This is a genomic window from Curtobacterium herbarum (assembly GCF_016907335.1).
In the GTDB taxonomy this organism is placed as follows: Bacteria; Actinomycetota; Actinomycetes; order Actinomycetales; family Microbacteriaceae; genus Curtobacterium; species Curtobacterium herbarum.
This window is the reverse complement of sequence record NZ_JAFBBT010000001.1, coordinates 790369-810930: the sequence shown is the minus strand read 5'-3', so window position 1 is coordinate 810930 and position 20562 is coordinate 790369. Positions and strand designations below refer to the sequence as shown.

Sequence of the window (20562 nt, the reverse complement as noted above, 5' to 3'; positions counted from 1 at the left end):
CAAAACGCAACGTCGGCGGTGACTCGCAGCGGTATCGCCTTGCGCACAGCCGCCAACGTTGCGTTTTGCGAGGATGCCGTCGGTGGGCGGGCGTACCGTGGCGCCCGTGAACCGACCTGCAACCTCCACGGTCGGCGAGCTCCGCGCTGCTGGGCACGTCCAGAAGTCGGTCCGCGCCGAGATCCGCGACAACCTGCTCACCGCCCTCCGCGAGGGCCGCGACCCCTGGCCCGGCCTGCACGGCTTCCAGACCACCGTCATCCCGCAGCTCGAACGTGCCCTGATCGCCGGGCACGACGTCGTCCTGCTCGGTGAGCGCGGCCAGGGCAAGACCCGACTGCTCCGCACCCTGAACGGTCTGATGGACGAGTGGACGCCGGTCATCACCGGCTCCGAACTCGGCGAGCACCCCTACGAACCGATCACCACGGCGAGCATCCGCCGGGCCGAGGAGCTCGGCGACGCGCTGCCGATCTCGTGGGTGCACCGCGACGACCGCTACGTCGAGAAGCTCGCGACGCCGGACACGTCCGTCGCGGACCTGATCGGTGACGTCGACCCGATGAAGGTCGCCGAAGGCCGCAGCCTGGGTGACCCGGAGACCATCCACTTCGGCCTGATCCCCCGCGGCCACCGGGGCATCGTCGCGATCAACGAACTGCCCGACCTGGCCGAACGCATCCAGGTCGCGATGCTCAACGTGATGGAGGAGCGCGACGTCCAGATCCGCGGCTACGTGCTGCGTCTGCCGCTCGACGTGCTCGTCGTCGCGAGTGCGAACCCCGAGGACTACACGAACCGCGGCCGGATCATCACCCCGCTGAAGGACCGCTTCGGCGCCGAGATCCGCACGCACTACCCGATCGAGCTCGCGGACGAGATCGCCGTCATCCGGCAAGAGGCGCAGTTGACGGCCGAGGTGCCCGACGCCCTCGTCGAGATCCTGGCCCGCTTCACCCGTGCGCTCCGCGAGTCGAGCGCCGTCGACCAGCGCAGTGGTGTCAGCGCCCGCTTCTCGATCGCCGGCGCCGAGACGGTGTCCGCCGCCGCCGTGCACCGCGCCGCCCGCCAGGGTGAGTCCGACGCCGTCGCCCGGCCGATCGACCTCGAGACCGCGGTCGACGTCCTCGGCGGCAAGATCGAGTTCGAGTCGGGTGAAGAGGACCGCGCAGACGAGGTGCTCGAGCACCTGCTCCGGACCGCGACGGCCGAGACCGTCCGCGCGCGCTTCCGCGGGCTGGACTTCGGGGTGCTCGTCGACGCGCTCGAGGGCGGCACCATGGTCACGACGGGCGAACAGGTCAGCGCGCGGGACTTCCTCGCCGGGCTGCCGTCGCTCGGCGAGTCCGACCTGTACGACCAGGTCTGCGAACGCCTCGACGCGACGTCCGACGGCGAGCGTGCGGGCGCGATCGAACTCGCACTCGAGGGGCTGTTCCTCGCCCGCCGCATCAGCAAGGAGTCCGGCGGGGGCGAAGCAGCGTATGGGATGTGACGCCGTGCACACCGATACCGGCACCCGCACCGGCACCGGCACCACAGGGGTGACCCGTGGCTAGCCGCCCGAACCGTCGACTGAGCCGCGACAGCCGGTACGGCAAGTACGACGGCGGCCCGGACCCCCTCGCCGCCCCCGCCGACCTGTCCGAGGCGCTCGACGCCATCGGGCAGGACGTGATGGCCGGCACGTCGCCCGAGCGTGCGATGCGGGAGTTCCTCCGCCGCGGTGGACGGTCGCAGCGCGGGCTCGACGACCTCGCCCGACTCGTCGCCGAGAAACGCCGCGAGCTGACGAGCAAGAACAACCTCGACGGCACCCTGCAGGAGATCAAGCAGCTCCTCGACGAGGCCGTCCTGGCCGAACGCGGGCAGCTCGCCCGCGACACGGCGATGGACGACGGCGACCGGGCACTGGCCGAACTGCAGCTCGACAGCCTGCCCGCCTCGCCCGCCGCCGCGGTCAGCGAGCTGAACGGCTACGACTGGAAGAGCCCGACGGCCCGCCAGAAGTACGACCAGATCAAGGACCTGCTCGGCCGCGAGATGCTCGACCAGCGGTTCGCGGGCATGAAGCAGGCGCTCGAGAACGCCACCGACGACGACCGAGCCGCGGTCGCGCAGATGATGCAGGACCTCAACGAGCTGCTCGACGCCCACCGTCGGGGCGAGGACAGCCAGGAACAGTTCGACGAGTTCATGGCGAAGCACGGGGACCAGTTCCCGTCGAACCCGCAGAACGTCGACGAACTGCTCGACGACCTCGCGGCCCGTGCCGCCGCGGCCCAGCGGATGCGGAACTCGATGACGCAGGAGCAGCGGGACGAACTCGATGCCCTGGCCGAGCAGGCGTTCGGCTCCCCCGCGCTGATGGGGGCGCTGTCCCAGCTCGACGAGAACCTCCGAGCCCTCCGTCCCGGCGAGGACTGGGGCGGCTCCGAGGGCATGGACGGTGAGCAGGGACTCGGGCTCGGCGACGGCACCGGGGTCTTCCAGGACATCGCGGACCTCGACGCCCTGGCCGACCAGCTCGCCCAGGTCGGCCCCGGGTCCGAGCTCGACGACCTGGACCTCGACGCCCTGGCGCAACAGCTCGGCGACCAGGCGGCCGTCGATGCCCGGACCCTGCAGCAGCTCGAGAAGGCACTGCGGAACTCGGGTGCGATGCAGCGCGGCAGCGACGGGCAGCTCCGACTGACCCCGAAGGCGATGCGGCAGCTCGGCAAGAGCCTGCTCAAGGACGTCGCCGAGCGGATGTCGGGTCGGCAGGGTGCGCGGGACCTCCGCCGTGCCGGTGCGGCCGGGGACCGCTCCGGGTCGACCCGTCCGTGGGAGTTCGGCGACACCGAGCCCTGGGACGTCACGCGCTCGATCACGAACGCGCTGACCCGGACCGCCGGGGACGGCCCACGGACCGGAGCCGGCGTGCGGCTGCAGATCGAGGACGTCGAGGTGCAGGAGACCGAGGCCCGCACCCAGGCCGTCGTCGCACTGCTCGTCGACACGTCGTTCTCGATGGCGATGGAGGACCGCTGGGTCCCGATGAAGCGCACGGCCCTGGCGCTGCACACACTCATCTCGACACGGTTCCGTGGCGACGACCTGCAGCTCATCGCGTTCGGTCGCGAGGCCGAGGTGATGGACGTCGAGCAGCTCGTCGGCCTCGACGCCATGTGGGACAAGGGCACGAACCTGCACCACGCCCTGCTCCTGGCGAACCGGCACTTCCGGAAGCACCCGAACGCCCAACCGGTGCTGCTCATCGTCACCGACGGCGAGCCGACGTCGCACCTCGAGCCGAACGGGCAGGTGTACTTCAGCTACCCGCCGGACCCGGTGACGATCGCGCTGAGCGTCCGAGAGCTCGAGAACGCCCACCGCCTGGGCGCGAAGACGACGTTCTTCCGGCTCGGTGACGACCCGGGCCTCGCCCGCTTCGTGGACGGCATGGCCCGCCGCGTCGAGGGCACGGTCACGGCGCCGGAGAACGACGACCTCGGGGTCGCGGTGGTCGGCTCGTACCTCGGTGCTCGACGCGGTTCCGGGTCCGCCTTCGGCGGCGGCCCCGGTGACGACGGCCTGTGGGGCAGCGCCTTCACCCGCTTCGGCTGACCGGTCACCTGACGGACGGGAGGCGCGTACCGGCCCCGGTACGCGCCTCCCGTCCGTCAGCGACGCAGCGTCAGAAGACCGGCCACGGCACGGCCGGCCCGTAGCCGTCCGGCGGCGGGAACGTCGCGACCGCGGCCAGCGCGGCACAGCGCCCGCGGAGCGCCGACAGCTCGTCGTCGGTGAGGTGCTCGCGCAGGGTCTCGCCGAGCTCCCCACGCAGCGCCTCGGACAGTCGCTGGAGTCCGGCCAGTTCGTCCTCGCTGAGCGGTTCGCCGATCCAGCCCCAGAGCACGGTCCGGAGTTTGTGCTCGACGTGGAAGGTCAGGCCGTGGTCGACGCCGTACCGGTGCCCGTCGGCCATCGCCAGGACGTGTCCGCCCTTGCGGTCGGCGTTGTTCGTGACGACGTCGAAGACCGCCATCCGCCGGAGGGCGACCGAGTCCTCGTGCACCAGGGTCACGGCCTGGTCGTTCTCGTCCACGGCGTCGAGCACCTCGCGGACGGTGCCCTCGGCGACCGCGGCGGCGGCGTCATCGGCGGGGACCAGGTCGACGGCGTCCTGCTCGGGGTCGACGTCCTGCCACCGCTGCACCATGCCGGGGCCGAAGGGGCCGTCGCCGATCCAGGTCTCGGGCACGACGTCCCACCCGAGCGCCTGGGACACCAGGTAGGCGGAGACCTCACGCCCGGCGAGGGTGCCGTCGGGGAAGTCCCACAGCGGCTTCTCGCCCTCGATCGGCTTGTAGACGACGTTCTCGCCGTCGAGCCGGGCGAGGAACGTGGCGTTCGAGGCCTCGCGGATGCGTCCGGTGATCCGGAGCTCGCCCGGGGCGCTCGGCACCGCGGCGCCGGCGGCGTCAGGGCCGAGCGTCATCCGAGCTCGGGGAGCTCGGGCGGGTTCGGTCGGCCGGCGGCGATGACCTCCCGCGTGCGCTCGACGAAGGCGCGGGCGCTGCCGACCGGGATCTTCACCTGCAGCAGTTCGCTCGGCTCGGACAGCTCGACGACCGCTTCGACCTCGTCGCCGTCACCGGTCGGTTCGGTGAACACCTCGACGTCGTCCTCGATCGGGTACGCCTCGATGACGACCTGCGCGGTGGCCGGGTCGAAGCCCAGGCTCAGGGCGCCGGCGCGGAACTCGGGCTCGACGGGCTGGTCGAGGGGGTCGCCGTCGCGCAGCTCGGTGGGTGCGGCGTCCGGGACGCTGAAGCGGTTGTCCTCGACCGTGGCGACCTCGTCGAGGAGCTCGTCGATCTTGTCGGCGAGGACGGCCGACTGTTCCTTCTCGATGGCGACGCTGACGACACGGCGGCCGTCACGGGCCTGGATGTAGAACGACCGCTCGCCCGGGCGTCCGATCGTTCCGACGACGAGTCTGTCCGGCCAGTCGAAGCCGTGGACGATGGGGGGCATACCCGCATTGTAGGAGCGTGCGGCTCCGACCGTTCAGGGAGTGGCGGAGTCCGGGCGCTCGGAGGACGACGACGGCTCGTCGTGCCCCGCCCCACCGCCGACGACGGCGTCCCCGCTCGGCGCCGCGGCCCGGGCGAGCCACGACAGGTCCCCCGACTCGGTGTTCGTCGCGACGACGTCCGGCCGGGCCTCCCCGTACCGGACGATCGACACCGATGCCGGTCCGACCGAGATGCGCTGGAACAGGTCCAGGTGCATGCCGAGCGCGTCGGCCAGCACGGACTTGATGATGTCGCCGTGGCTCACCGCGACCCAGACCGCGGCGGCGCCGTGCTCGGCCTCGATCTGCGCGTCCATCCGACGGATCGCGGCGACCGCCCGGGACTGCATGGTCTGCATCGACTCGCCGCCGGGGAACACGACCGCGCTCGGGTTCGACTGCACCACCCGCCACAGGGGTTCGGTGGCGAGTTCGCTGATCGTGCGGTTCTGCCAGTCGCCGTAGTCCGCCTCGATGATGCCGCGCTCGACGAACTGCTGCGGCTCGCCCGACTGGAACGCGGTGATCGCCCGCGCGGTCTGCCGGCACCGCTCGAGCGGGCTCGACACGACGGCGGCCAGCGGCACCGCGGCGATGCGCTCGGCGGTGGTGGCAGCCTGGCGCTTGCCGACGGAGTCGAGCGCGACTCCGGCCGTTCGCCCGGCGAGGAGTCCGGTCGCGTTCGCGGTGGTGCGTCCGTGCCGGACGAGGAGGACGGTCGCCATGGGGACGATCCTAGGCGGCTGGTCCCATGCAGATCGCGCACACGATTGCGTCCGGCGGCGAACCCGGGCGATGATGCACTGTGCTGGTCTCCATCGTCTACATGAGCGTCGCGACGCACGAGTTCAGCGAGGACGAGCTCACCGAGATGCTCGCGGGTGCCCGGCTGAACAACGAGGCGCTCGGCGTCTCCGGGTTGCTCGTCGTGAAGAACGGCCGGTTCATGCAGTTGCTCGAAGGTCCGGCGTGGAGCGTCGACGACCGGTTCGCCGCGATCGAGCGGGACCCGCGGCACCACGCCGTCAAGTCGCTGATCCGTGAGGACATCGAACGCCGCCGGTTCGACGGCTGGTCGATGGCGTACCGCGGGCTCGACGACTCCGACATCGCGTCCGTCGAGGGGTTCAGCCCGTTCCTGTCCGGCACCCTCGACTTCCCGCGGTCCTTCGACCGGACGAGTGCCGCCTGGCTGCTCAAGTGGTTCCGGGACCGCGACCTCGGCGACGCCTGACCGCATCGAGACCCGGCGGAGCCGCCTGTGCGTCTGTACCGTCGGCGTCATGCCGTTCTTCCGCTCCTCCGCCGCTGCCCCGCCGACGACGCCACCGACCGAGTCGGTGACCGGTGTACGCGCTGCCTGGTCGGACTCGCTCGGCCGCCTGGCGACGCGCTGCCTGCAGCTGATCATCCTCATCGTCATCGCCGCGGGCATCGTCTACGCCGGTCAGGTGCTCGGCGTCGTGACGATCCCGGTGCTCCTGGCACTCATCATCGCGTCGGCCATGCACCCGGTCGTCTCGTGGCTCCGCCGGCACGGTTTCCCGTCGGTGTTCGCGACGCTGACGGTCCTGCTCGGGGTCCTCGTCGTCCTCGGGCTCCTCGGCTACCTCATCGTCGTCGCGGTCGAGAACCAGTGGTCGAGCCTGCAGAAGTCGGCGGTGCAGGGCTTCGAGCAGCTGCAGGACTTCAGCAAGAGCCTGCCGTTCGCGATCTCCGACAAGCAGGTCGACGACGCGGTGAAGACCGCCACCGACTTCGTCACGAGCGCCAAGTTCGGCTCCGGTGCCCTGGCCGGCGCGTCCGCCACCGCGAACTTCCTCACCGGCCTGGTGCTGATGATCGTCGTGCTCTTCTTCTTCCTCAAGGACGGGCCCCGCATCTGGGAGTTCCTGCTCCGTCCCTTCACCGGCGCCTCGTACGACCGCGCCCGTCGTGTCGGTGACCGCGTCGTCTCGACCCTCGGCGGCTACGTCCGCGGCACCGCGACCGTCGCCGCGGTCGACGCGATCGGCATCGGCGTCGGCATCGCCATCGTCGGCGTCCCGCTCGCGCTGCCGCTGGCGGTCATCGTCTTCATCACGGCGTTCATCCCGATCGTCGGCGCCACCGCGGCCGGCATCCTCGCCGCCCTCGTGGCCCTGGTCGCCCTCGGTCCGGTGCCGGCGCTGATCGTCGTCGGCATCGTCGTGGTCGTCAACCAGCTCGAGGGCAACTTCCTGCAGCCGGTCCTGATGGGCAAGACCCTGCGCCTGCACGGCCTGGTCATCCTGGTCGGCCTGACCGCGGGCACCGTCCTCGCCGGCATCACCGGCGCGATCATCTCGGTGCCGCTGCTCGCCGCCGCCTGGGGCGCCATCAAGGTGTGGGACGGCCCGGACCTGGCCGCCGAGCCGTGGCGGCAGAAGCGTTCCGAGGACGTCGAGCACCACGAGCGTGAGAACAAGCGGGCGAAGCGTCGCGAGAAGGCGCAGAAGGCCCGCGACAAGCGTCGCGAGGAGCAGGTCAAGGAGCGCGCCAAGCGCGTCGCGCAGACCGACTGACGTCGACGACAGGACCGGACGGGAGGCCCGGACCAGCCCACCGGGGCCGGTCCGGGCCTCCCGTCGTGCGTCCGGTACCACGCTGGCGCCGGAGGCCGTCCGGCGGCGAGCGGTCCGTCCTGCGGCGAGCGGTCAGGCGAAGGCGCGGTCGACGACCGCCAGCAACCGGTCGCGGTGCGCCGGCACGACGCAGGCGTGGGCGAGGACGCGCCACATCGTCGCCACGGACGGCAGCAGGTCGATCCGGGCGGCACGGACGTCGGACACGAGCTGCACGCCGGTGAACCACGGGACGACCGTTGCACCGAGCGCCTCCGGGGTGACGGTCGGACCGACCTCGCCCGCGGCGACCGCCAGGCGGAAGACGTCGACGACGCTCGCGATCCACTGGTCGTAGAAGGACGACGTCGTCCCGGCGAACACCCGGTTCTCGAGCGACAGGCGGATGCCGGCGCGGACGACCGGGTCCACGAGCAGCAGTCCGGCGATCGCCCGCGACGCCTCGACCAGCCGGGCCAGCGGTGACGGCCCGTCGTAGGTGATCGCCTCGAACGTGCGGGCGTTCTGCTCGGCGATGACGGCGAGGGCGATGGCCTGCTTCGTGCGGAAGTGGAAGTGGATGGCGCCCTGGCTGACCTCGGCGGCCTTGGCGATGCCGGAGATGCTCGCGGCGCTGAAGCCCTGCCGGTCGAACTCGACGGCGGCGGCCTCGAGGATCGCGGTGCGGCGGTCCGGTCCCCGTCCTGGGACCGAGGTCGGCGTGGTCATGGTCGTGCTTCCCCCGTGGTCCGTCGTGCAGGCCGTGCACAGAACGACCCGTACACTCCGCCGACAACCGTACCGCCGTCCGGCGGCGAACTCACGCCCCCGATCTGGTGCCGCGGGCGAGGGACGCGAGCATGCCCAGCCGCTCGGCGCTCGCACTGCCCGGGTCGGCGTAGTAGAGCACGAGGAGCAGCCCGTCGACCGGCAGTTTGTCCCGGTGCAGGTGCAGCTCCCCCACGACCGGGTGGTCGACCGTCATCGATCCACCTTCGAGCACCCGGACGTCCTGCCGCGCCCACAGCTGCCGGAAACGTCCGCTGGCCAGCGACAGCTCCCCAACGAGTTCGACGACCCGCTGGTCGTGGACCTCGTCGGCGACCGAGTGCAGGAAGGCGCCGACGAAGCTCGCGACGGCATCCTCCCAGTCACGGTGGAACACCTGTTCCTCCGGGTCGAGCAGCAGGGAACGAAGCCGGTTCTCACCGACGCGGAGCCGGGGCGAGAACGCGGTCGCCAGATCGTTCGTGGCGAGGACGTCGAATGCCCGCCCCTCGATGAACGCCGGGACCTCGAGTGCGGCCAGCAGTGCGTGCAGACGCGCCGGGACCCGCTCCGCCGTGCGACGGGGACGCGCACGTCGGACGGGTTCGGCGAGGTGCTGGAGGTGCGCGCGTTCGACCTCGTCCAGCTGGAGCACCCGGGCGAGCGCGTCGAGCACCTGGTGCGACGGGTGGATGTCCCGCCCTCGCTCCAGGCGCAGGTAGTAGTCGGTGCTGACGCCGGCGAGCATCGCGACCTCTTCACGGCGCAGGCCCGGCACGCGCCGGACCCCACCGACGGGGAGCCCGACCTGCTCCGGTGTGACGAGTCCACGCCGTGCCTGGAGGTACGCGCCGAGCGGGTTCGTCGGCGTCGCGGTCGGGTCCCCGTCGCGTGTCACGCCGCTGAGCCCGACCGTCCGGGCAGCGTCGCCAGAGCCCGGGAGCGCTGAGTGACCAGGTCGTCGTACGTGCCGTCACGTTCTGCCCACCGGTGCATGAGGACACCCTGCACCAAGAGCTCGTGCGGGGTCGGCTCCTGTGCCAGGAGCGCCATCACCTCGGCACCGAAGTCGCCGAGGTGCAGCGCGTTCGTGTTGCTGGCGCCCATCGTGGTGTTGACGGCCGGGGGCACGAGTTCGGCGACGTCGACCCCGGTCCCGGCGAGCTGCGCTCGGAGCGCCTCGCTGTAGGCGTGCACCGCCGCCTTGGTGGCGGCGTACGTCGCCATCAGCGGGAACGGCAGGAAGCCGATGCCCGAGCTCACCGTGACGATCGTGCCGCTGCCCTGTCGGAGCAGGTGCGGGGTGAACGCGTCGACCACCCGGATCGTGCCGAGCAGGTTGACGTCGACCGTGCGGGCAGCGTCGGCGAAGTGCGCCGGATCTCGGAGGTCCTCGGCGACGCCGATGCCCGACATCGTGATGACGGCATCCAGGTCGGGCAGCAGGTCGAGCACGGTGTCGCGGGCGGTGGTGACGGAGTCGTCGTCCGTGACGTCGATCGAGACGGTGCCGAAGCCCTCGGCGGCGAGCTGGTCGAGCACGTCGGCTCGCCGGCCGCCGACGACGACCCCGCTGCCGGCGTCACGGAAGCGCCGTGCGAGTTCCAGGCCGATGCCGGAGGTGCCGCCGATGACGGCGACCGAGCGTGTGGTGATGTCCATGCCCTCGACGCTAGGTCGGCTGAGCGCTGTCACCCGGGGCTCTGCGAGGACCCCCTCAGTCGCCGCCGCGGTTCAGAGGCAACGCCGGACGTCCTCGACGAAGCGCGGGACACCTGCCCGCCGGAGCGTCTCGAGGACGTCGTTCTTCGACACGGGCGGGTCGGCGTAGTCCTCCACGAGTTCTCGCAGCGCCTCAGTCCGAGATCGCGACTTCGACAAGCGCGTGCGAGACCTCTGAGTCTGGAAGCCGATCGGTAACATGAACCATGGCAGCGGCGACACGGTTGCATGGTTGCGAACCATCCTTCCGCGCGGTCCGTGCACGAATCGCTTCCGCCTCCGCATCCGTCCTGTTCGCGTCGGCCAGCCGGCCGACGGCCTCAGCAGTGTTCTTGAAGACTCTGGACACCACAAGCAGGACAGAGACGGCGGCCATCGCGCAGCCGGCGTACGTCGTGCATGAAGAGCCGAAGGCAACAGCTCGATATCGATAGTGGACGGGCTGCCACAGCCCAACCGCCTTACTCGGGCGTTCGGCCGGTCTTCCTCGTCCTGCCATCGGCGGTCTTCTTCGTGCCCGAGGTACTACGCGAAGACGAAGACTTGCGCTGCGTCGTCGATATCTTCGGCGACTTCGTCGATAGACATGCCGGCCGCTTCGTTGAGCCCGACGCGCAAGTGCAGCGCCTCCGTGTCGAGCTGAGCTTGAAGAATGGTCGCATGCGGCAGCCTTGGGCAAGCCGATGGGGTAGCGAAGCTCCAACCGCCTCGCTCCGACCTCACCTTGCAATGGCTCTTTGAAGACGGGTCGACAGTCCGCGTTCGCGGCTGTAGCCGACCAGCTGGCCGTCCACCGAGCCGCCGCGTCATGTTTGCGAACGAGCGTCCGCAGGCGTCGGCGAACGCTGCTCGAGAAGAAACGTGACCAGCTTCGAATTTGTCTTGTGCCTAACCGTCTTTGTGGGTGAGTTCTGCCGCGATGTCCCACCCCTGGCCTTTCGCCCAGCTGAGAGTCACCCAGCACCTCTTGAGGGCACGGTCGTGTGGGTGCAAAATCACGCCGATGATGCTCGGCTCGACCCCATCGTCATAGGTGACCTTCGCCGGCTTCCCAACGACCGACTTGCAGGTTGACCAGGCGACTCTTGCCTCAGATCGATTCGCTTTGCTCGCAGCGGCGATGAACTGACTCTCATCGGCGCGCTTGAGTCCAGCGATGACCGCGTCCCGTGCGTGAATCTGCGACGCCTCGGATGGCTCCCCTCCCGCGTCTGACGGCGCGTTGGATCCCGCACACCCGACGAGCGCCCCCAACGAGAACATCACGATCCCGGTAAGAGACACAGCTCGCACCAACCTGCTCGTTGATTTCATATTAGATTCCATAAGGGTTCACCCAGTAGGGGCCGCTCATGTGTGGGTCAAGTCCTGCCCACGTCTGGCCCCTGCCATAAACCGGCTCGTTGGTCTTGTTCTTAGAGTGTTGCGACACGTAGATGTTGCCTGCTGTGACCTTCGTCACAATCGCGGCGTGGTCGATTCCGCTCTTCCCGCCGCCCTTGAAGGCTACGTATGCGATGTATCCCGGCTTCACGCTGCTCCTGCCGACGCTCACTGCCCCGTGACTGAGCTGGAAGTTGTAGTTCTCCGGTTGGTGACCCCAGGACATCGAGTAGAACGCATTCCGACCGAATGCTCGGTCGATGAACCACCGGTTGGAGTCGTGAGAGATGTGCTGGGTCATCTCGTTGTTCACCATGTTGGCCAATCCACCCCAGTGAAGTGCTCGAGACACGAAGTTCGTGCAATCTGGGCTGAACCAATTGGTCTTTCCACTCTCCTTCGAGTACCTCAGAGCCCACGCAGCGACGCCAGCGACGTCCACCGTTGGGCCAGTCGTGCCGCGCGCTGCAGTCGTCAGGTTGCGCGTCCGGGCAACGCCAGCAACGATGCTGCCACCCGCCGGCCCCTGGTAACCGGTAGTCGATATCGAGCCGAGATCAGGATTCTCAGTTGCCGCCCACCCGGCTGCGTCCTCGGCGCTGTCGGCGGCGCTCGTCGTCACCGGCTGCACAAGGGCTTCCTGGTCGGCGTACCCGCGCAGTGTGGGAATTGTGCCGTCCAATGTGAAGAGGTAGGCACCGTCGTCGTCCGACTCCCCGTCCACGCTCTCAGCTGAGCCGCTGCTCGTATCCACAGTCGTGTAGGTCTGTGTGGCGGTCGCGAGCAATGTCACCCCGGTAGCCGTTGGGATCGCGAGCACATCGGTGAGTTTGGTGACGTCGTTCGTGTCTTGCTGATCATTGGCCGATTCGGCGTCGTACTGGTTCAGATATCCGGTGCTGAGCACACCGAGCGCTGGGGTCACCACGGCTGCTGCAGATGCGCCGCTGAGCGCATCGGACGTGCTCGCCTCACTTCCCGAGGCGAGTTTGCTTTCCGCGTCGACGAGGTTCTGAACAGCGAAGGCGTACAAAGAGGGTCCGTTGGCGACGGCGACCGGCGTGACGCTGCTGGAGACCGTCGCTTGCCCAGAGCCGACGGGATTGTTGGCGACCACGCTGACTGTGTATGCGCTCCCGTTCGTCAGACCGGTGAACACGACACGAGGCTTGAACACCGTCTTTGTGGAAACAACCGTTCCCGCCGCAGTGAGGACAGAAGCTGTGTAAGAGCGGACGCCGTCGGTCGAGCCCGTCGTGTCGTACCATCCTGCGTTGGTCGGCGAATCCCATGCTGCAATGACCCCACCGTCCCCGCCTGTCGCCGTCAGTGCACGCGTCGCCCCGGGAATGGTCGCCGCCACGTACGTGATGGTGATTGATGCCGGCGTCTCTAGCGATGCGGGCCCGTAGTAGTTCTCACCTGTGGCGCCGCTTGCGGTGTTGGATTCCGACAGTACCGCGCCGAGGTTACCGGCACCGTTGCTGTCGTACCAGTCATTAACGATGGTGGTGATGTCGTAGCTCGTGGTCGAGGCAGATTCAGGGAACGTCAGCGGGCTGTCTGCTGGCGTCGCGGCGATGTCGAGCCCAGAGGCCGCCGCGCCGACATTCTGTGTAGCTTGCGCGATGGAAAGCGTTCCGCTCGAGCAGGATTCGCCGAAGCACCCGCTCGCAGTGAGGTTCAACGACGCCGACGTGATCGTTGCGCCTGTCGGAAGTGCGCCGAGGTTGGCGTGCAGGGCGGTGATGTGGTCCGCGTTCTGTCCATCCATACCCAGCGAGATAGCGCCGGTCGTGAGGTTGCATGGTGCTCCATCACAGTCCTGCTGTCCGTCGGGCGCCGTCGCCGTGGTGAGCGAGTCTCCGGTGATACTCATCGTCTGCGTCGAAGGTGCGGCCGTCGGAGAAGGGGTGCCAACAACAAACGTGTGTTTGGCAGACGTGGCCTGCGCCGCGCAGGCGTCGTCTTGGTACGCGTGGACCCACCACGTGTATTTCGCTCCGGCCTGGATGTACTTGGCGGGCAGGTGGAAGGTGATGGCTGACCCGTTGTCAACTGTCTCGGTGGCCGTGGGTGAGCCGTCGACGGTCTTCCCTGAGGAGTCGACCACAAAAATTTGTCCATTCACTCGTCCGGCGAGCGAGTTGGTCAGCACCGCCGAGAGGACCGGGTCGCCTTCTGAGGCGCCGGCTGTCGGGGTCGTAGTATCCGCGGCTTCGCCGAGGATCGAGTCGGTATCGCTCGCGCACATCGTCGAAGCGCCCCCGGCATACCATCCCTCGATGTCGACGACGAAGTCGACCGAGGCTGTGCCGAGGTTGTGGATCTCGATTGCGCCGTCCAGCCCGACCGGGACGGTGTTGGTGTTCGAGCGGATCGAGTCTGGTGCGTACTCGACGTCCGAGATGTTTGGTTCCGCTGTGCCGTCAGCCCATGCTCGGGCGAAGCCGGCGGTGTCGGTTGATGCGTGGATGGCAATGAGGTCGACGACGACTGACGACAACCCATCCGAGGTGCTCGGCACCCCATGGGTGTCACCCAACGGGACAGTGATCGTCTTGCCCTTGGGGACGGAGACGTGCGGTTTCACCCGCGTGTCGTAGGCGCGGCCGGAACCCGGCGTGAACGACCCAGCAGTCGACGATCCCGGGACGAAGTAGCCCTCGACGTCGATGTTGACTGCGATGGCGGTCCCGTTGCGGTTCCACACCTCGAGCTTGCCGTCAGCGCTCAACTGCACGTGTGCGCTGATGGCAGTTGCGACGTTCGCTACACCCGGATAGTTCAGCGAGGTCGTCGGGACGATTGACCCTGCTGGACCGGGGGCGATGTAACCCTGATCCGTCCCCTTGTTCTTCACCACGAAGTCCGCGACCACGGCGGTGGCGTTGCTGGGAATGTTGTTCACGCCGGTGATCTGCACGGTGTAGTTGCCATTCGCTGCGATGGCTTGATCGCCGGCGTAGCGCTTCCCAGCGATCGGCACATAACCACCGGCCGCCGACGAGCCAGTGGAGTAGTACCCCTCGACATCGGCCACGAGCTGGGTGGACGCGTTGGTCTCCACCTGGATCGTGCCGTCACTGTTCACCGCGACATCCGCCTGGTTCGACGTGGTCCCCAGGTCACCGCCGTCGAAGGTGCCCACAAGGGTCGCAGCAGTGTTGGCGTTCGGGCGCACGGACACCTGCCCCAAGCCACTCGGACTGACCTCGGTCAGGTTCAGTGCCACAGCAGTCACCGAAGACGACGACGGCACTCCAGCTTTCCCAGTCACTTGCACCGTGCGCCACGTGTTCGCCGGCATGGCGGTCTTGTAGCCGCCCATGCCGTTCCGCGTGTCAAGGATCCGCCCCGCGGATGCGACAAACTGTGCTCCCGTAGCAGTGTCCGCAGCCGCTAGCTCCCCCGGCGCGGTGAGAACAGCCCCCGTCAGCGCCGCCACAACGGTGGCCGCGACGATCACAAGACGAGTCGGCGTAAACAGTCGGCTCAGACGCACCAGAAGTCCCCTCGCTCCGCCACGTACCTCACGGCGGATCAGGCCAAGCAAAGCGTAAGAGCGGTCTGTGAAGCCATGAACGCTCCCAAAGGGTGACGCAGGCACCGGCTGTCGCGAAAATCCTTCATTCGCCGAGGGCGCCCGGCGCCTGGCACGCAGATCGATAACGCGTTCCTCGCCCGCCCGCCCGCCAGCCAGCCAGCCAGCCAGCCAGCCAGCCAGCCAGCCAGCCAGACTCGCCGACGCACCGCGACGCGAGTTTCCGACGACGCCGCGGAGTTGGAGGCTCTGCGCCGCCCAATGCCGCTCCCAGTCGTCGGTCTGGAACCTCAACGCCTCGGGCACCGCGTCGTTCGGAGCGGCTGCTTCCAGCTGATGCACGTCACCACCTGCGGCGCGAACACCATCAGATGCCAAAGCGACGCCCTGCGCACGGAGGGCCACCTCGAAGGCCCTCCGTCTCGCAGGGTCACGAATCCGACGACACCCGCTTCGGGAACCGCTGACCTGCCTGCGCGCACCGCCGAACCGACCGACCGGCCCGCGCGGCGCGAAGCGCGTATCCCGACCTCGCGGACGGCAACTCCTCCACGATCACGTACGGCTCCGCCCACTAGGCGTAAGCCCCACACGTCGGTAGCCAGAACCGCTACGCCAGAGTCATTGCCTCGCTGCGCGGATCAGCGCGACCCCGCGACCGCGTCCAAGCTCAACACCGCCGACCTGCCCCGGGAACGGCCGATTTTGCATAGGACCTCAACTGAACGACGACGAGCGAGAAGAACCCAGATCAGCGGCCCAATCAGGCATCCTTCGACTGCGGGCGGACTGCGGCGATTCCCAGAAACCGGTTCCGGTTTCCGCGACTCGTCGCCCAAGATCGCAATCGCTCTTCCCCGTAACAACGCGGAAGTGGGTCGAGTTTCCGAGACCTCTCCGTCGGAAATTCCGAAATCCCCCTGCGGAGGGTGTGGGATTCGAACCCACGAGACATCTCTGCCCACCTGTTTTCAAGACAGGCTCCATCGGCCGCTCGGACAACCCTCCGTGACCCGACCACGTGGCGAGACGTGACCGGGTCCCGAGCAGTCTACCGAGCCTCCCGGCCCGCGCGCAGCCAGCGCCCGTCAGCCAGCGAACAGCAGCCAGCCGTCAGCGCGGCAACGTGTCGAGCGCCGCCGCGAGCCCGTCGTCCGTGACGCCGCCCGTCAGCTCGTTGCCCGCGTCCACGACGTCGTCGGGCGCCTGCCCCATGACGACCCCGCGGCCTGAGGTGGAGGCCCACCGCAGCATGTCGATGTCGTTGCGTCCGTCGCCGGCCGCGAAGACGCGGGAGCGCGGGATGTCGAGCCACTCGCGGACGCGCTCCATGGCGGTCGCCTTGGTGACCCCTTCGGGCGCGATGTCGAGCCACGCGGTCCAGCCGACCGTGTACGAGACCTTGTGCAGCCCCATCTTGTCGACGATGTCCAGGAACTCTTCGAGGCCGTGCTCCGGGGAGATCACGACGACCCGGGTGGCCTGGACGCCGAGCAGCCGCTCGAACGCGACGTGGTCGCCAGCGGCGGTCATGGTGTCGTCGGGGAAGTCGCCGGAGAGCAGGTAGTGCCCGGTCTCGTCCTCGACCCCGTAGGCCCCGTTCTCGAGGGCACCGCGGATCGTCCGCAGGACCTCGGTCGGGTCGAACGTCTCGACGTGCACGCGCTCGTAGGCGCCGGTCTCGATGCGCTTGAGGGTCAGGGCACCGTTGGCGCAGACCAGGTACTTCGGCTGGATGCCGAGCCGGTCGAGCAGCGGGACGGTCATGCCCTCGCTGCGACCGGTGGAGAGCATGACCTCGTGTCCGGCGGCTTCGGCGTCCAGGACGGCCTGGACGACGGTGTCGGTGACGACGCCGTCCTCACGCATGGTGGTGCCGTCGATGTCGAGGGCGACGAGCCAGCGCTTGACCCGCGCGACCTCGCCCGAGCCCGCAGCAGCCGCAGCCAGGCCCGACCCCGACGCCTCGGAACCGTCGACGAATCCGCGTGACGAGCTCATCGGGGCTCGATCACCTCGACGCCGCCGAGGTACGGGCGGAGCACCTCGGGGATGACGACCGAGCCGTCCTCCTGCTGGTGGGTCTCGAGGATCGCGACGAGCCAGCGGGTGGTGGCGAGGGTGCCGTTGAGCGTGGCGACCGGGGCGGTCTTGCCGCTCTCGGTGCGGTAGCGGATGTCGAGGCGGCGGGCCTGGAAGGTCGTGCAGTTCGACGTCGAGGTGAGCTCGCGGTAGGTGCCCTGCGTCGGGACCCACGCTTCGAGGTCGTACTTGCGTGCGGCGCTCGTGCCGAGGTCGCCGGCCGCGGTCTCGATGACGCGGTAGTGCAGCCCGAGGTCCTGCAGCATCGACTCCTGGTAGGACATCAGCCGCTGGTGCTCGGCGTCGGCCTGGTCCGGGTGGACGTAGGCGAACATCTCGAGCTTGTTGAACTGGTGCACGCGGAGGATGCCGCGGTTGTCGCGACCCGCGGACCCGGCTTCGCGGCGGTAGCAGGTGGACCAGCCGGCGTAACGGAGGGCCTGGTCGTCGCCGGCGGGGAACTGCAGGATCTCGTCGGCGTGGAACCCGGCGAGGGCGACCTCGCTGGTGCCGGTCAGGTACAGGTCGTCGGCTTCGAGACGGTAGACCTCGGCGGCGTGCTCGCCGAGGAAGCCGGTGCCGGCCATCGTCTCGGGGCGCACGAGCGTCGGCGTGATGAGCGGCTCGAACCCGTGCGCGACGGCGCGGTCGAGACCGAGCGACATCAGCGCGATCTCGAGTCGGGCACCCATGCCGCGCAGGAAGTAGAAGCGCGAGCCGGAGACCTTGACGCCGCGGGCGATGTCGATGATGCCCAGGGACTCCCCGAGGTCGGCGTGGTCCTTCGGTTCGAAGGAGAACTCCGGCTTGGTGCCGACGGTACGGAGCGTGACGAAGTCGTCCTCGCCGCCGGCGGGCACGTCGGGCATGACGACGTTCGGGATCGAGCGGACGACCGTGTTGAAGGTGTCCTCGGCCGCGGTGACGGTGGCCTGGGCCTCCTTCACCTTCGCGGACAGCGCCTGGGCCTGCTGCACGAGCGCGGCCTTCTCGTCCTTCGGGGCCTTCGCGACGGTCTTGCCGAACGCGTTCTGCTCGGCACGGAGTGCCTCGAACGCGGTGATGGCCGCCCGTCGGGCGGCGTCGGCTGCGACGGCCTCGTCGACGACGTCGACGGAGGCGCCGCGCGCCGCCTGCGAGGCCTTGATGAGGTCCGGTTCGTCGCGCAACAGCTGGGGGTCGATCACCCGACCACCTTACCCAGCCACGGGTGACCAGCCGGTGAACCACCGGACGGGAGGCCCGTGCTCGGCTGATCCGCGCCTCCCGGCTGCCGGCTGGCCGCGTTCCGGACTGCGCAGCACCTGTTCGGTAGCGTTGTCGGCATGTCGACGCCCTCGGATGCCACCGCTGTGCCGGAGGACGCCCCCGCAACGGAGCAGCGCACCGCCGCAGTCATCTACAACCCCGTCAAGGTCCACCTGCCGACGCTGAAGCGCACCGTGAACCGGTACCAGCGTGAGGCCGGCTGGGCCGAGACGAAGTGGTTCGCCACGAGCGAGGAGGACCCGGGCGGCGGCATGGCCCGCGAGGCCCTCGAGGCCGGCGCCGACGTGATCGCCGCGGCGGGTGGCGACGGCACGGTCCGCGCGGTGGCCGAGGTCGTGCACGGGTCCGACGCGGTCCTCGCGCTGCTGCCGAGCGGCACCGGCAACCTGCTCGCCCGCAACATCCCGGCGCCGATCGACGACCTGGGTGCGAGCGCGCACACGATCTTCCACGGCGAGGACCGGCCGATCGACTTCGGCACGGTCGGGGTCGAGCGGAAGGACGGCTCGCGCGAGCAGTTCGGGTTCCTCGTGATGGCCGGCCTGGGTCTCGACGCCCGGATGCTCGCGAACACGAACGACGACCTGAAGAAGAAGGTCGGCTGGCTGGCCTACGTCGACTCCCTGGTGCGGTCGCTGCGGGACGCCAGTGCGTTCGAGTTCCGGTACCGCCTGGACGGCGAGTCGAACCGCTCGGTCCGCGCGCACTCGCTGATCGTCGGCAACTGCGGCATGCTGCAGGCCGGTGCGACGCTGCTGCCCGACGCGGAGATCGACGACGGTGTGTTCGACATCGTCGTGATGCGTCCGCGGGGCTTCTTCGGCTGGTTCCGGATCGCCGCCCGGATGCTGTGGGAGAACGCGATCCTCCGCTCGGTCCGCCGGTCCGCGCTCGGCAAGACCGAGATCGGCAAGCGCATCGTCACGAAGGCGCGCGAGGAGCGCCCGCTGCGCTACCTGCGCGGCGAGGAGTTCACGGCCCGCCTGGAGCGTCCGGACGAGTTCGAGATCGACGGCGACCCGGTGGGCGAGGTCGTCGCCTTCCGCGCGCGGATCGACCCGGGTGGGTTGACCGTCCGTGTCGCGGGTCCCGAGGACCAGACGCGGGCGACCCGCCGCCGGACGCCGCGTTCGTGACGGCGGCGCCGGACGGCGGATCGTCCCGTTCCGGCAGATCGGGCCGGGAGGCTCAGCTCGCGTCCGGTTCGCCGCTCACGATCGCACGCAACCAGTCGCGCGCCTCGACGAACGCCTGGTCCGAGTAGCGGGGTGAGACCTCGGCCCGGACGCCGTCCGCCCGCGGGTACGACCCGAGGAACGTCACCCGCGGGCTGAACCGGCGAAGTCCGAGCAGCGCGTCCGCGACCCGTTCGTCCCGCACGTGGCCGTCGAGGTCGATGACGAACCGGTACCGCCCGAGTTCGTCGCCGATCGGCCGCGACGACAGCAGGCCCATGTTGATGCCCCGGGTGGCGAACTGCTCGAGCATGTCGACCAGGGCGCCGGGGTGCTCGTTCGGCAGTTCCACGACGACGCTGGTCTTGTCTGAACCCGTGCGCTCCGGCAGTGCGAGCGTCTTCGAGACGAGCACGAACCGGGTGACGGCGCTGGCGTTCTCGCCGATGGACTCCGCGAGCACCGCCAGGTCGTAGTGGTCGGTGATGCCGGGCGGGGCGACGGCAGCGTCTGCGACCGAGTGCTCCGCGAGCAGTTCGGCCGCCGCGGCGACGTTCGACGAGGCCGGGATGTGCCCGTGCCCCGGGACGTTCGCCTCGAGCCACCGGTGCGTCTGCGCGTAGGCGACGGGGTGGGCGTTGACGGTGCGGACGTCGGCGAGCGCGGTGCCGGGGCGGGCGACGAGGACGAAGTCGACGGGGACCAGGTACTCCCCCACGATCCGCACGCCGGGGATCCGGGCCAGGGCGTCCTGCGTGGCGCTGACCCCGCCGTCGACGCTGTTCTCGATCGCGATGACCGCACCGACCGAGCGACCGGTGACGACGTCGTCGAGGGCTTCGCCGACGTTGTTGACGCTCCGCCAGGGCTTGCCGGCGGCGGCCTCGACGAGCTTCAGGGCCGCCTCGGTGAAGGTGCCGGCCGGTCCGAGGTAGCTGTAGGTCTCGTCGGGCTGGTCGGCGGCATGGCTCATAC

16 protein-coding genes and 1 tRNA gene are annotated in these 20562 nt (G+C 69.3%); 5 read left to right on the top strand and 12 right to left on the bottom strand.

Going from position 1 to position 20562, the window contains the following annotated elements; genetic code table 11:
* Window positions 1-73 precede the first annotated feature (73 nt).
* Both JOD51_RS03965 and JOD51_RS03960 read left to right on the top strand, forming a co-directional pair.
* The gene (locus JOD51_RS03965) at window positions 74-1495 is read left to right on the top strand and encodes a MoxR family ATPase (protein WP_204607124.1); all 1422 of its coding nucleotides are present in this window, start codon (window positions 74-76) and stop codon (window positions 1493-1495) included.
* Window positions 1496-1551: 56 nt separating this feature from the next.
* Window positions 1552-3609, top strand: a complete 2058-nt coding sequence (locus JOD51_RS03960) for a vWA domain-containing protein (protein WP_259559288.1) — start codon at window positions 1552-1554, stop codon at window positions 3607-3609.
* Between the two features lie 70 nt (window positions 3610-3679).
* Here JOD51_RS03960 and JOD51_RS03955 read toward each other — a convergent pair whose 3' ends face one another.
* Genes JOD51_RS03955 through JOD51_RS03945 form a run of 3 tightly spaced genes read right to left on the bottom strand, consistent with a single transcriptional unit; the run spans window position 3680 to window position 5787 of the window.
* Window positions 3680-4483 (bottom strand): SCO1664 family protein, encoded by an 804-nt coding sequence (locus JOD51_RS03955; RefSeq protein ID WP_204607123.1) that lies wholly within the window; start codon window positions 4481-4483, stop codon window positions 3680-3682.
* Entirely contained in the window at window positions 4480-5022 is a 543-nt protein-coding gene (locus JOD51_RS03950; RefSeq protein WP_204607122.1) for a DUF3090 domain-containing protein, read from the bottom strand. Before JOD51_RS03950 ends, JOD51_RS03955 begins: the two co-directional genes overlap by 4 nt.
* 33 nt (window positions 5023-5055) lie before the next feature.
* Window positions 5056-5787 carry a histidine phosphatase family protein gene (locus tag JOD51_RS03945; RefSeq protein WP_204607121.1) on the bottom strand — a complete coding sequence of 244 codons (732 nt, stop codon included), beginning with the start codon at window positions 5785-5787 and terminating at the stop codon, window positions 5056-5058.
* Between the two features lie 80 nt (window positions 5788-5867).
* On the opposite strand from JOD51_RS03945, the gene JOD51_RS03940 reads away from it, so the two are divergent.
* Complete coding sequence (locus JOD51_RS03940; protein ID WP_204607120.1) at window positions 5868-6296, top strand: BLUF domain-containing protein; 429 nt, start codon at window positions 5868-5870, stop codon at window positions 6294-6296.
* 49 nt (window positions 6297-6345) lie between these two features.
* Window positions 6346-7605, top strand: coding sequence for an AI-2E family transporter (locus tag JOD51_RS03935; protein ID WP_204607119.1), 1260 nt, complete (start codon window positions 6346-6348; stop codon window positions 7603-7605).
* 132 nt (window positions 7606-7737) lie between these two features.
* Here the strand turns inward: JOD51_RS03935 and JOD51_RS03930 are convergent, their stop codons facing one another.
* From JOD51_RS03930 to serS, 8 genes are all read right to left on the bottom strand, one after another.
* Window positions 7738-8373 carry a ScbR family autoregulator-binding transcription factor gene (locus JOD51_RS03930; RefSeq protein ID WP_204607118.1) on the bottom strand — a complete coding sequence of 212 codons (636 nt, stop codon included), beginning with the start codon at window positions 8371-8373 and terminating at the stop codon, window positions 7738-7740.
* A gap of 91 nt (window positions 8374-8464) precedes the next feature.
* Window positions 8465-9310: a helix-turn-helix transcriptional regulator gene (locus JOD51_RS17490; protein WP_204607117.1), complete on the bottom strand. Its 846-nt coding sequence runs from the start codon at window positions 9308-9310 to the stop codon at window positions 8465-8467.
* Window positions 9307-10074 (bottom strand): SDR family oxidoreductase, encoded by a 768-nt coding sequence (locus JOD51_RS03920; RefSeq protein WP_204607116.1) that lies wholly within the window; start codon window positions 10072-10074, stop codon window positions 9307-9309. Before JOD51_RS03920 ends, JOD51_RS17490 begins: the two co-directional genes overlap by 4 nt.
* 72 nt (window positions 10075-10146) lie before the next feature.
* A complete protein-coding gene (locus JOD51_RS17690; RefSeq protein WP_486303359.1) occupies window positions 10147-10335 on the bottom strand; it encodes a VapC50 family PIN domain-containing toxin in 189 nt (62 codons plus the stop codon).
* A gap of 1114 nt (window positions 10336-11449) precedes the next feature.
* Window positions 11450-15403: an amidase domain-containing protein gene (locus JOD51_RS03915; RefSeq protein WP_204607115.1), complete on the bottom strand. Its 3954-nt coding sequence runs from the start codon at window positions 15401-15403 to the stop codon at window positions 11450-11452.
* Window positions 15404-15984: 581 nt separating this feature from the next.
* Window positions 15985-16069: transfer RNA gene (locus JOD51_RS03910), tRNA-Ser, on the bottom strand.
* Between the two features lie 105 nt (window positions 16070-16174).
* Window positions 16175-17062 carry an HAD family hydrolase gene (locus JOD51_RS03905; RefSeq protein ID WP_204607114.1) on the bottom strand — a complete coding sequence of 296 codons (888 nt, stop codon included), beginning with the start codon at window positions 17060-17062 and terminating at the stop codon, window positions 16175-16177.
* Window positions 17059-18330 (bottom strand): serine--tRNA ligase, encoded by a 1272-nt coding sequence (gene serS / locus JOD51_RS03900; RefSeq protein WP_204607113.1) that lies wholly within the window; start codon window positions 18328-18330, stop codon window positions 17059-17061. The genes JOD51_RS03905 and serS overlap by 4 nt, the downstream gene beginning before the upstream one ends.
* 138 nt (window positions 18331-18468) lie before the next feature.
* On the opposite strand from serS, the gene JOD51_RS03895 reads away from it, so the two are divergent.
* Window positions 18469-19548, top strand: coding sequence for a diacylglycerol/lipid kinase family protein (locus tag JOD51_RS03895; RefSeq protein WP_204607112.1), 1080 nt, complete (start codon window positions 18469-18471; stop codon window positions 19546-19548).
* Between the two features lie 52 nt (window positions 19549-19600).
* On the opposite strand, the gene pheA is transcribed toward JOD51_RS03895, so the two are convergent.
* A complete protein-coding gene (pheA, locus tag JOD51_RS03890; RefSeq protein ID WP_204607111.1) occupies window positions 19601-20560 on the bottom strand; it encodes a prephenate dehydratase in 960 nt (319 codons plus the stop codon).
* Window positions 20561-20562: the final 2 nt, after the last annotated feature.

Excerpts from the sequence above, each read along its gene's own strand:
- JOD51_RS03965 (WP_204607124.1), top strand. The coding sequence starts at position 74 with ATGCCGTCGGTGGGCGGGCGTACCGTGGCGCCCGTGAACCGACCTGCA.
- JOD51_RS03955 (WP_204607123.1), bottom strand. The coding sequence starts at position 4,483 with ATGACGCTCGGCCCTGACGCCGCCGGCGCCGCGGTGCCGAGCGCCCCG.
- JOD51_RS03950 (WP_204607122.1), bottom strand. The coding sequence starts at position 5,022 with ATGCCCCCCATCGTCCACGGCTTCGACTGGCCGGACAGACTCGTCGTC.
- JOD51_RS03945 (WP_204607121.1), bottom strand. The coding sequence starts at position 5,787 with ATGGCGACCGTCCTCCTCGTCCGGCACGGACGCACCACCGCGAACGCG.
- JOD51_RS03935 (WP_204607119.1), top strand. The coding sequence starts at position 6,346 with ATGCCGTTCTTCCGCTCCTCCGCCGCTGCCCCGCCGACGACGCCACCG.
- JOD51_RS03930 (WP_204607118.1), bottom strand. The coding sequence starts at position 8,373 with ATGACCACGCCGACCTCGGTCCCAGGACGGGGACCGGACCGCCGCACC.
- JOD51_RS03920 (WP_204607116.1), bottom strand. The coding sequence starts at position 10,074 with ATGGACATCACCACACGCTCGGTCGCCGTCATCGGCGGCACCTCCGGC.
- JOD51_RS17690 (WP_486303359.1), bottom strand. The coding sequence starts at position 10,335 with ATGTTACCGATCGGCTTCCAGACTCAGAGGTCTCGCACGCGCTTGTCG.
- JOD51_RS03905 (WP_204607114.1), bottom strand. The coding sequence starts at position 17,062 with ATGAGCTCGTCACGCGGATTCGTCGACGGTTCCGAGGCGTCGGGGTCG.
- JOD51_RS03895 (WP_204607112.1), top strand. The coding sequence starts at position 18,469 with ATGTCGACGCCCTCGGATGCCACCGCTGTGCCGGAGGACGCCCCCGCA.
- pheA (WP_204607111.1), bottom strand. The coding sequence starts at position 20,560 with ATGAGCCATGCCGCCGACCAGCCCGACGAGACCTACAGCTACCTCGGA.